The organism is Pseudomonas sp. AA-38, assembly GCF_029457475.1.
Taxonomy (GTDB): Bacteria; Pseudomonadota; Gammaproteobacteria; order Pseudomonadales; family Pseudomonadaceae; genus Aquipseudomonas.
Window position 1 is genome coordinate 4,965,748 of the sequence record NZ_CP120359.1, and the last position, 11,073, is coordinate 4,976,820.

The 11,073-nt window shown below is 63.1% G+C and carries 10 protein-coding genes; 5 read left to right on the forward strand and 5 right to left on the reverse strand.

The window, feature by feature from the left end; all coding sequences use genetic code 11:
* Positions 1–84: 84 nt before the first annotated feature.
* Both PVE35_RS22785 and ggt read left to right on the forward strand, forming a co-directional pair.
* Positions 85–336: a YfhL family 4Fe-4S dicluster ferredoxin gene (locus tag PVE35_RS22785; RefSeq protein WP_268179353.1), complete on the forward strand. Its 252-nt coding sequence runs from the start codon at positions 85–87 to the stop codon at positions 334–336.
* A 99-nt stretch (positions 337–435) separates the two neighbouring features.
* Complete coding sequence (gene ggt / locus PVE35_RS22790) at positions 436–2,109, forward strand: gamma-glutamyltransferase (protein ID WP_277373072.1); 1,674 nt, start codon at positions 436–438, stop codon at positions 2,107–2,109.
* 60 nt (positions 2,110–2,169) lie between these two features.
* Here ggt and PVE35_RS22795 read toward each other — a convergent pair whose 3' ends face one another.
* The 5 genes from PVE35_RS22795 to PVE35_RS22815 all read right to left on the reverse strand — a co-directional run bounded on the left by PVE35_RS22795 (position 2,170) and on the right by PVE35_RS22815 (position 7,122).
* Positions 2,170–3,984, reverse strand: a complete 1,815-nt coding sequence (locus PVE35_RS22795; RefSeq protein ID WP_277374929.1) for a Na/Pi symporter — start codon at positions 3,982–3,984, stop codon at positions 2,170–2,172.
* 383 nt (positions 3,985–4,367) lie between these two features.
* Positions 4,368–4,706: a multidrug transporter gene (locus tag PVE35_RS22800; protein ID WP_277373073.1), complete on the reverse strand. Its 339-nt coding sequence runs from the start codon at positions 4,704–4,706 to the stop codon at positions 4,368–4,370.
* 75 nt (positions 4,707–4,781) lie between these two features.
* Positions 4,782–5,360, reverse strand: a complete 579-nt coding sequence (locus PVE35_RS22805; protein ID WP_268179357.1) for a lysophospholipid acyltransferase family protein — start codon at positions 5,358–5,360, stop codon at positions 4,782–4,784.
* 45 nt (positions 5,361–5,405) lie between these two features.
* Positions 5,406–6,218 (reverse strand): bifunctional DNA-formamidopyrimidine glycosylase/DNA-(apurinic or apyrimidinic site) lyase, encoded by an 813-nt coding sequence (gene mutM, locus PVE35_RS22810; RefSeq protein ID WP_268179358.1) that lies wholly within the window; start codon positions 6,216–6,218, stop codon positions 5,406–5,408.
* Positions 6,219–6,309: 91 nt separating this feature from the next.
* Positions 6,310–7,122, reverse strand: a complete 813-nt coding sequence (locus PVE35_RS22815; protein ID WP_268184398.1) for an HDOD domain-containing protein — start codon at positions 7,120–7,122, stop codon at positions 6,310–6,312.
* A gap of 636 nt (positions 7,123–7,758) precedes the next feature.
* On the opposite strand from PVE35_RS22815, the gene PVE35_RS22820 reads away from it, so the two are divergent.
* The 3 genes from PVE35_RS22820 (at position 7,759) to PVE35_RS22830 (ending at position 11,073) form a co-directional block, all read left to right on the forward strand.
* Positions 7,759–8,004, forward strand: coding sequence for a hypothetical protein (locus tag PVE35_RS22820; protein WP_277373074.1), 246 nt, complete (start codon positions 7,759–7,761; stop codon positions 8,002–8,004).
* 139 nt (positions 8,005–8,143) lie between these two features.
* Positions 8,144–10,255 carry a type VI secretion system tip protein VgrG gene (locus PVE35_RS22825; protein WP_277373075.1) on the forward strand — a complete coding sequence of 704 codons (2,112 nt, stop codon included), beginning with the start codon at positions 8,144–8,146 and terminating at the stop codon, positions 10,253–10,255.
* Positions 10,240–11,073: a DUF4123 domain-containing protein gene (locus PVE35_RS22830; protein ID WP_277373076.1), complete on the forward strand. Its 834-nt coding sequence runs from the start codon at positions 10,240–10,242 to the stop codon at positions 11,071–11,073. The genes PVE35_RS22825 and PVE35_RS22830 overlap by 16 nt, the downstream gene beginning before the upstream one ends.

Genomic DNA, 11,073 nt, shown 5'->3' on the forward strand with positions numbered 1-11,073 from the left:
TGGCGCAAGACGCGGCAATCCGGCACAATTTGCGCCATCGTTATCTGCCTGTGTCGAGGCCGACGCCTTGACAGGAGTTGTTCCATGTCCCTGATCATCACCGACGATTGCATCAACTGCGACGTCTGCGAACCCGAGTGCCCCAACGGCGCCATCTCCCAGGGTGAGGAGATCTATGTGATCGACCCCAACCTGTGCACCGAATGCGTGGGCCATTACGACGAGCCGCAGTGCCAGCAGGTCTGCCCGGTGGACTGCATCCCCCTCGACGAGAATAACGTCGAGAGCAAGGATGAACTGATGCAGAAGTACCTGATCATCACCGGCAAGGCCTGAGCGCGAGCCGAGCCTCGACCTGCACCTGAGCAACCAGGCGCGCACGCCAGGGCAAGACTGTTAAGCTGCGGCTTCCTTCAGTCGACCTAGGTAGATCGCATGCTGCGCAAACTTCTGCTATCGACCCTGCTGCTCGGCGCCAGCCTGCTGGCGCAGGCCGCACCACATCAGGCCGCCATCGCCACCGCCCACCCCGCTGCCAGCGCCGCTGCGCAAAAGATGCTCGATGCCGGCGGCAACGCTTTCGATGCCGCCGTGGCTGCCAGTGCCGCACTGGCCGTGGTCGAGCCCTATGGTTCGGGGCTGGGTGGCGGCGGGTTCTTCCTGCTGCGCAGCGCTGGCGAAACGCCAACCTATGACTTTCTCGATGCCCGCGAGCGCGCCCCGCTGGAAGCCAAGCCCGACATGTACGTGCGCGAGGGCCAGGTGCAGCGCGAACTGTCGCTCGATGGCGCCCTCGCCGCCGCCATTCCCGGTCTTCCCGCCGCGCTGGTGGAACTGGCCGAGAAACATGGCCGCCTGCCGCTGAAAACCAGCCTGGCCCCGGCCATCGCACTGGCCCGCGACGGTTTCACCATCGACCGCATCTACCGCGAGCGCGCCACCTGGCGCCTGGCGGCACTACGCGATGATCCGGAAAGCGCGCGCCTGTTCCTCAACCAAGGCCAGGTGCCCGCCGAAGGCTATCTGCTGCGCCAACCGGAACTGGCCGCCACCCTGCAGACCCTAGCGCAACAAGGCCGCCCCGGCTTCTACGATGGTGCCCTGGCCGAGCGCCTGGTCGAGGGCGTACGCCGCGCCGGGGGCATCTGGACGATGGATGACCTGCGCGGCTACCAGGTGCAGCGCCGCAAGCCCCTGCGCTTCACCCTGGAAGACGGTCACGAACTGATCAGCGCACCGCCGCCCTCGGCCGGAGGTGTGGCCCTGGCGCAGAGCCTGGCCGTGCTCGAGCAACTGCCCTGGCGTGATGCCGAGCCCGTGCAGCGCGTGCATTACGTGGTCGAAGCGTTGCGCCGCGCCTACCGTGACCGCGAACTGCTGGGCGATCCGGATTTCGTCAAGAATCCGCTGGACGAGATGCTCTCCCCCGGCCATCTGGCCGTGCTCGCCGGCAGCATCGAGCCCGAGCGCGCCACCCCCAGCGCCAGCCTGCCGCCTGCCGGCACCTGGAACGAAGGCGATAACACCACCCACTTCGCCGTGCTCGACGCCGAAGGCAATGCGGTGGCGGCTACCCTGTCGGTCAACCTGCCGTTCGGCGGCGCCTTCACCGTGCCCGGTACCGGCATGCTGCTCAACAACGAGATGGACGACTTCGCCGCCGCAGTCGATGAGTCCAACGCCTACGGCCTGGTGGGCAGCCAGGCCAACCTGATCGCCGGCGGCAAGCGGCCGCTGTCGTCGATGAGCCCGAGCTTTCTCGAGAGTACCGACGAGTTCGCGGCCTTCGGCACGCCGGGGGGCAGCCGCATTCCCAGCATGGTGCTGCTGGCGATGCTGCAATACCTAGACGACCAACCCGTCACAAGCTGGCCCGCCGTGGCCCGCTATCATCACCAGTTCCTGCCCGACGTGATCGAGCATGAGCCGGACACCTTCACTGACCAGCAGGTCGCCGAGCTGCAAGCGCGCGGCTACAGCCTCAAGCGTCTGGATCGGCAGTACGGCAACCAGCAGGTGCTGTTCTGGAACAAGGTCAGCGGCGAGGTGCAGGCCGCGAGCGATCCGCGCGGTATCGGGCAATCGCTGGTCGTGCCGGGCAAGCAGTAGGATCGTAGCCCGGATGAAATCCGGGGAGGCTCTCACGCCACAACCCGGATTGCATCGGGGCTACGGGGTTTCGATCAGGCTTTCCTGCTCATGGGCGAAACGTCGCAGCTCACGGAACAACGTCTGCTCGTCGCCCAGCATCAGCACGTTGCGCAGGCTCTGGAAGATACGGCTGACATAGCCCAGGTCGTTCATCAGCGAGCTGGTCTGCAGGCCATCGAGGTGGCCGTAGCGCACTTCGCTGAACAGCCGCTGGCGGAACTGAGCGTCGAACTCCGCGGCCTGGTCGTCCAGCCAGGCCAGGCGTGAGCGCCAGGCCTCCTCTTCCAGCTCACTGCGGGCCAGTTCGCGCAACTCGTGCAAGGTCAGCAGCAGATGGCGGCGCAACTCGACATAACAGGTGCGCGCGCCCGAAGGCGGCTGCTCCAAGTAATGGCCGAGGTTCTTCTGCAGGTGCTTGGCATCCTTGACCGCATCCACCAGTTGCAGCGCCGCCAGTTGGCACGTGTTCCAGAACTGCTGGTGCGCCTCGTCCATAGGCAGCTCCATGCGCCCCATGAAGCTCAGCAGATCGCCGTACACCCCCTTGATGTGGCGTTGGTAGAGACGGTCGGCGTCGAACCCCGGCTGCTGCGGCCGGGCCTGCAGCAACTGCTCGTCGGCCTTGGCCTGCGCCAGTTGCTCCACCGGCAGGTAGAGGGCATGGCAGATCACCTCCAGACTCAAGCGGCCCAGGTGCCCCAACTCCTGCACCACCGCGACAGAGGCCGACTCCACCGAATCCAGCGCGCGCTCGTTGAGGTAACGGGCGTGGCTACGCTCGGGTTCGACCACCTGTATCGGCGCCATCTCGGTGATCAGCACCTGCGGCTCGACCCGCTCCGGCAGCCAGCGAATCAGGTACTGCGCCAGACGCGCCTGCAACGGCCAGAACAGGGCAACGCCCATGGCGTTGAACAGGGTGTGGAACATCGCCAGTTGGATCAGGCTGTTGCCACCCAGGCCCAGCGACTCGGCCAGCGCATGCACCAGCCAGGTCAGCGGGCCGAGCAGGCAGAAGGCGATAACGCCAGTGGTGATATTGAACAGCACATGGGCCAGGGCCAGACGCTGGCCGCTGCGGTTGCCGCCAAGGGAGCCGACGAAGGCGGTGGTGACGCTGCTGCCGACGTTGGAGCCGATGGCGATGGCCAGACTCTGGCCCAGCTCCAGTTGCCCACTGGCCAGGGCAGCCAGTGTCAGCATCAAGGCTGCGTGGCTGGACTGCAGCACCACGGTGATGGCCATGCCGATGCCAGTGAACAGCAATGCTCCCAGAACGCCGTCGACATGCAGACCCGTCATGTCCAGACCATCGTCGAAGCTGGCGAAGCCCTCCTTGATCTGATCGATGCCGAGGAAGATGAAGGCGATGCCCAGCACGATACGCCCGGCCGCCTTGCTTCTGTCGCCGAAGAAACCGGCCAGCACACCGAACACCAGCAACGGCAGGGCCAAGGGGCTGAGGCTGAGGTTCTGCCCGGCCAGCGCCAGCAGCCAGATGCCACTGGTTGCGCCGAGGTTGGCGCCGAAGAGAATGGCGATACCACCGGCTAGCTGGATTAACCCGGTACTGATGAAGGCGATGGTCAGTAACGAAACCAGTGTGCTGGATTGCAGCAGCAGCGTGCCACTCACGCCAAACATCAAACTCTTGAACGGCGTGGCCGTGCTACGCCCGAGAATCTGCTCCAGTTTGCTACCGGCGAGCTGCCGCAGCCCTTCCTCCAGGCATTGCATGCCGAACAGGAAGATCGCCAGGCCGGCACAGAGTTGCAGCCAGCCCTGGCTGAACCAGAACGAGGCGAGCAGCCCTGCCACGAGCAGAACCAGCATCAGCCCACGTACATACTTGATGATCACCGCTTCATCCCTTTAGGGCACCTCTAAAAACTACCTGCGTTGCCATCGCGGCGTTAAAAACAGGCTCAAAATGCTCATTTACAGCGCGTAAACTGCGCTTTCTCGCCTGTTTTTGCCTTGCGCTGGCTGCCTCGCCTACGTTTTTAGAGGCGCCCTTTATCGGCGCACGAACGCAAGCGGCCTCTCACCCCCATGCGGGCGAGAGGCCGCTTGAAAAACTATCTGCGTTGGCAATACTGCGTTAAAAACAGCCTCAAAATGCTCATTTACAGCACATAAACTCCGCTTTTTCGGCTGTTTTTGCCTTGTCTTGCCTGCCTCGCCTACGTTTTTCAATAGCTAGCTTATGAGTCGAATCAGTCCTGCTTGTAACCGCTGCTGGTGCAGCCCAGGCAGCGCACGAAGGCTTCGCGACCGGGTTCGACCACCAGCGACTGCGCCGCTTCGCCGACGTTACCGCCGAGCGCGGTGAACGGCAGGCTGACGATGAAGGCCGCCGTGCCGATGGCGGTGGCACCGATCAGCAGGGGGCGGGCAATGACCAGGTCACCGACCATGGCATAGCCCTTGGGGGCTTCGACGGTGTAGAGCGGGTCGCCACTGACGTTCTGCTGCGCCACTTCCGCCTGGGTCGGCAGTGCCAGCAAGCCAGAGGTCAACGCCAGAACGGCAGCGCAGGCGCGGAACGCTTTCATGGATCGATCCTTAGGTTGTGCGAGTAAGTGCCAGTAACTATAACAGCGCCCTGGCAATTGTCAGCGTGACGGACGTCAATCGCCGTGAAAGGCGTATTCCGGCTTTTTCGGCACGTAAGGCCGGAAGAACGCCAACATGTTGGCCAGATCAGCCTGCTCGTCCCCCGTTGGATGGAAGGTGGGGCCAATCACCACGCGGCGGTTCTGGTAATCCAGCGCACCCATGACGATGGGCACGCCGGCGCCACGGGCGATATGGTAGAAGCCCATCTTCCAGCGCTCTACCTTCTTGCGCGTGCCCTCCGGCGACAGCACCAGGATGAACTGCCGGTTGTCACGGAATGCCTGTACCGCCTGCTCCACCGTATTGAGCTGGCGATCCCGACGGATGGCAATGCCGCCCCAGGCACGCATCAGCCCGCCGAACGGCCAGCGAAAGATGCTGTGCTTGCCGAACCAGCGAGCATTCAGGCGCAGCACGAACTTCAGGGCAATGAAGATGACGAAGTCCCAATTGGACGTATGGTGGGCGCCGATGGCGACGAACTGGTCGATCTTCGGCAACTCACCCTCGATGCGCCAGCCCATGAGTTTCAATACGCTACGCCCCAGCCATTCGGCCACAGGATTGGGCGGCAAGTAGTTACCGGACATCGATCCACCTCGGTGCTTCTTGTTCTTATGAAAGTGAGGGTTCGCTCAGCGTTGGCACTTGGGACAGTAAACGCTAGCTCGCTGGCCCAGTTTGACCTCGCGCAGGGTGCTGCCACAGACCTTGCAGAACTCGCCGCCGCGCCCGTAGGCGAACAGCTCCTGCTGGAAGTAACCGGGCTGGCCATCGCCACCAACGAAATCACGCAAGGTGGTGCCCCCCCGCTCGATGGCATGGGCGAGGATGCGCTTGATCTCCTCGGCCAGGCGCAGATAGCGTGCCCGCGAAATCGAACCGGCTTCACGGCGCGGGTCGATGCCCGCCGCGAACAGCGCCTCGGTGGCGTAGATGTTGCCCACCCCGACCACCACCGCGTTGTCCATGATGAAAGGTTTGACCGCCATGCTGCGCCCACGCGAGAGCTGGAACAGCCGCTCGCCATCGAACAGCCCACCCAGCGGCTCCGGGCCGAGCCTGGCGAGCAACTCGTGGCGCAGCGGATCCTCGCACCACAACAACGCCCCGAAACGGCGCGGGTCGGTGTAGCGCAGCGCCAGGCCGGACTCCAGCTCGATGTCCACATGCTCGTGCTTGGCCGCCACCAGCCCGGACTCGACCAGGCGCAGACTGCCGGACATGCCCAGGTGGCTGATCAGGCTGCCCACCTCGGCCTTGATCAGCAGGTACTTGGCGCGGCGCTCCACGCACTCGATACGCTGCCCGGACAGGCGCACGTCGAGGTCTTCGGGAATGGGCCAGCGCAGGCGCCGCTCGCGCACGATCACGCGACTGACGCGCTGCCCTTCCAGATAGGGGGCGATGCCGCGCCGGGTGGTTTCGACTTCGGGTAATTCGGGCATGGCGATACGACTGCAAAACGAGGGAGCGCAACCTTAGCAGGATTGCCGCTGGCGGATAAGCCGCAGGCAGCGGCGCGCAGGCCGTCGCCGGCTACAGCACGGCCAGATCGCGAATGCTCTCGTGCAGGTTCTCGAAATCGTATTCCGACAGCCCGACGTACTCGAGGATGGGCTGTTCGATGCAATGCCACTCCAGATCCACGCCCTGCCCGCCCAGCACCCGATGGGTGGCACAGATGTGCTCGGCCATCTTGAGGATGGCCAGCAAGGTCTTGAGCTGGGCATCGCGCCCGGAGTCATCGCTGAAGATGGCCAGGGCATTGTGGTGATTGGCGATCACCTGGCAGAGGTGCTCCGGCAAGCGCCAGGAGCGCGCCGTGAAGTAACCGACCACGGCGTGGTTGGTGCTCAGGCGCTCGTTTTCCGTATCGACGATGCGGTGCTCGTCGGTGGCATTGGCGTAGGCCTCCTCGAGCACCTGCATGTAGTCGGGAAAGCGTTTGATCATCAGCGGGATGCCACAGTTGTGGAACAGCCCCAGGCTGTAAGCCTCGTCCGGGGAGTGGTAACCGAGGCGCTTGGCCAGGGTCAAGCAGGTCATGGCCACGTCCTGCGCGCTGTCCCAGAAACGGTTGAGCACCAGAATGGCCTCGTCGGTCAGCTCGCCCTTGATCGACTGCGCGTTGATCAGGTTGATCACCGTGTTGCAGCCCAACAGGTTGACCGCCTGCTGAATGGAGGCGATGCGGTTGGCCAGGCCGAAATGTGGCGAATTGACGATCTTCAGCAGCGCACCGGAAAGCCCGGGATCCTGGCTGATGAGCTTGGCGATGGCGCGCAGATCGGGGTCGGGCATGACCTGCTCCATCTGCAGATCGACCATGATCTGGGGCTGCGGCGGCACGCTGATGCCATGCAGCACTTGCTGGATCTGCTCGGCAGTGAGTTCGTAGGTCATCGGAGGGGCTGTCATGCGTGAATGAGAAATACCGCACAGTCTAGCCAAAGCCGGGGCATCACGGCAGCCGACTTTTCCAGACGGTGGGGTCAGGTTTACGAGTGTCGCGCCAATACGGCGTTGTTTTCCAGATATCGTCAGGAGTCGTTCAGCTTCTGATACGGACGGCCAGGTTACCTGTCGAACCTGCCAATCCCCATCAGACGCAAGGCCTCGTCCCCCCCCTGGCTTGCCACATCGTCTTATCGACGCTACAGTCCGGCTGTCGCGGTCAATCCCGCGACCGGGTGTGAGAACCCGACTCCCACGAAGGCGCGGTAGCGCCATAGCTGTGTAGCAGGCGCTTTTTTTATGCCTGTCTACCGCATTTCTATGGCGGGCCGTGTGAGGCAGGCTTCGGCCTGGCCGGCGTCCTTCGTGGCCGGTTTCTCACCCTTGCACGGTCCGCCTCCATTCCAGTGAGAAGGTTGGATGGCGGCTCCTTAACCTCACGAAGGAGCATAAGGAAAATGCACCATCTTCCCCCTTTTACCCAAGGGCGCCGCCCTGGGCCTTCATCGTTCTTCCGCCCGGAGGTACGCCATGACTGACCGGCCGACCTCACTCGACAAGCCACATCACCTCGACCCGCAAACCCTGTGCGAGCTGGCCTCCCTGCGCCTGGAATCCGTACAGGCGCTGATCAAGGTGCTGCTCGAAGAACAGCCGCCCAAAGATGCCGCGCGCATTCCACGGCATACCCTGGCCACAGCCAGCAGGTTGCTCGGCGACGCAGCGGCGCTGTACCGGCGTGCCGTGCGCGGGTTGCCCCCGGATCACTCGCCGTAGGTGCGTTCATTCGCGACCAATCGCCCATGGCGGGGCCTTTAGCGTGAACCAGTGCATGCTATCGCCCCGCCAGTATTGAACCTGTCACCCGAGCCGGGCACCCTGTTGCCCAGCTCGCCATTCAAGGAAGGAACTCGCCATGCTGGATGCCAACCAGGCGCATATCACCCTGACCATTCCCGCCGTCGACAGCGACCTGCAAGTGCTGTCCTTCATTGGCCGGGAGATGCTCAACAAACCGTTCAGATTCGAGATCGATTTGGTCAGCCCACGGGCTAACCTCAACCTCCATGAGCTGATCAACCAGCCTGCCTACCTGGCCTTCGGCCCCAGCGGCAAGGGCGTGCACGGCATCATCTATGGCGTCGAGCAGGGCGACTCCGGCAAGCGCCTGACCCGCTACCACATCGACCTGCGCCCCACCCTGGCCTACCTCGGCCACAGCTTCGATCAACGCATCTTCCAGCACATGACCGCGCCGCAGATCATCGCCGCCGTGCTCGAAGAACACGGCCTGCTCGAAGGCACCGACTACCGCATGCAGTTCGGCCCCTACGTCTACCCCGAACGCATCTACTGCACCCAGTACGACGAAAACGACCTGTATTTCATCCAGCGTTTGTGTGAAGAGGAAGGCATCAGCTTCCATTTCGAGGGGAATGAGGACGGCCATATCGTGGTTTTCGGCGACGATGCCACCGTCTTCCCCCGGCTCGATCCGCTCAACTACCAGCAGGACAGCGGCCTGGCCGCCAGCCACGAAGTGGTGCGCGCCTTCGGCGTGCGCCTGGAAACCCGTACCACCCAGGTCACCTGGCGCGACTACGACTTCGAGCAGCCCAAGCTGCAGATGGAAGCCGGCTACAGCAGCGAATTTTTCCCTGCCCTGGAAATGTACGACTACCCCGGCCGCTTCACCGACCGCACCCGTGGCAAGCACCTGGCCAAGCGCAGCCTGGAGCGCCTGCGCAGCGACTACGAACTGGCCGAAGGCAAGAGCGACGCCTTTCTCGCCTGCGGCCACTTCCTTGCCCTGACCGGCCATCCCCGCCAGCAATGGAACGACCTCTGGCTGCTCACCGAAGTGATCCACGAAGGCAAGCAACCGCAGGTGCTGGAAGAGTCGGTGCTTGATCTCCCCTCTCCCATTTATGGGAGAGGGGCCGGGGGAGAGGGTAAAAACGCTGACGGCTTTCAACAGGGCTACCGCAACCGCTTCACCGCCACGCCCTGGGATATCCCCTTCCGCCCCATCTTGGAACACCCCAAACCCAAGGTGCTGGGCAGCCAGACCGCCGTGGTCACCGGGCCTGCCGGCGAAGAGATTCATTGCGACCAATATGGCCGAGTGAAGGTGCAGTTCTTCTGGGATCGCGACGGCCAGGGCAACGACAAGACCAGTTGCTGGTTGCGCGTGGCCTCCAACTGGGCCGGCAAGGCGTACGGCGGCGTGGCCATTCCCCGCGTCGGCATGGAAGTGCTGGTCACCTTCCTAGAAGGTGACCCCGACCAGCCCCTGGTCACCGGCTGCCTCTACCACGCCGAACATGTCGTGCCCTACGACCTGCCGGCGAACAAGACCCGCAGCGTATTCAAGACCCTGAGCAGCCCCGGTGGTGGTGGCTACAACGAATTTCGCATCGAAGACCGCAAGGGCGCCGAGCAGATCTACATTCACGCCCAGCGTGACTGGGACGAAAACATCGAACACGACCAGAAGATCCGCGTCGGCAACGAGCGCCACGACACCGTCGAGGCCAACACCTACACCGAACTCAAGGCCGAAGAACATCGCACCACCGACCTCGACCGCAAGGTGGAAGTGCGCGCCAACGACCACCTCACCGTCGCCACCACCCAGCACAACAAGATCGGTACCGGCCTGTTTATCGAGGCTGGCACAGAGCTGCATTATTTTGCCGGTGACAAGGTCACCATCGACGCTGGCATGGAACTCACCGCCGCAGGCGGCGGCAGCTTCGTCAAACTCGACCCCAGCGGCGTAACCATCAGCGGGGCGACCATCAAGATGAACACGGGCGGGGCGCCGGGCAGTGGCTCGGGGTTGAAGATACTGGGGCCGGTGATTCCCTGGGCGGCGGATCAGGACAAGGCGGGAGACCTGACCGTTCCCGCCATGCTCAATCCCTTCGTGCAGAAAAGTAGACAAGGTCTCCCATTGGTTTCGGTCTGCGGTAAACAAGCCAATGGTGTTTGCAGCCGAGAGGATTGCCCATGTATTCGTGGCTGAGTTGGTACCTGGAACAGCCTGCAACGGCTGAACCCTGGCTGGAGGCGGCTGGCGAAGCTTGCTACTGCGTGATCGATCAGGTTCGTCACCCGAACGTGCTTGCGTCCCTGTATCAATTGCCCAACCCAGTCGAGGTTTCACGTCTCTTCCAAGGCACGCCATTTGGTGAGATGCATGAAGTAAGCCCGTTATGGGTGAGAGTAGAAACGGGGAGCGCTGTTGCGACTGACCTTGCAGAGCTGTGTCGTATTAACCGCTCGGGCATCATACTGACCTCCAGCGCCGATCCAGTCGAGGTGCTTGCGCATGCACGTCGCTTGCTCCGGATGCATAGCGAGACTTATGGCGACTCGCTGGCGCGTTACTACGACCCGGCGTTCTGGTGTGCGCTGGCTTTGACAGTCCCTGCCCACGAGCTTTACGGCCCTTGGGCGCGGGTGTTTACACCGCCAGCCAACCCCGGCGATCCGAACTGGCGAATCTGGGGCGCTGGTGAGGTAACTGGTGCGCGAGTCGGCGATGGGGCTTATCCCATCAAGTTGGAAGACAAGACCCTGGCTGCAGCGGATGATCTGCGTTGGTGGTATTGGCTACGCGCGCATGAAGCAGAAACGGCTGGCCGAATGCCCAATGAGCGACTGCCCTTGGTGCTCGACAATCTACGCCTACTGGTGGAGCACGGCATCGACGAGGGACGCCATTGGGAGCGTTTGCTGCCCCACCTAGGCCGGCAATCTCTGCGCGAGCACTCGGAATACATGCAGGTGCTGTGCAGCCAAATGCCGGCATTCGAGAAAGTACAACGACTGGAAGTCTGA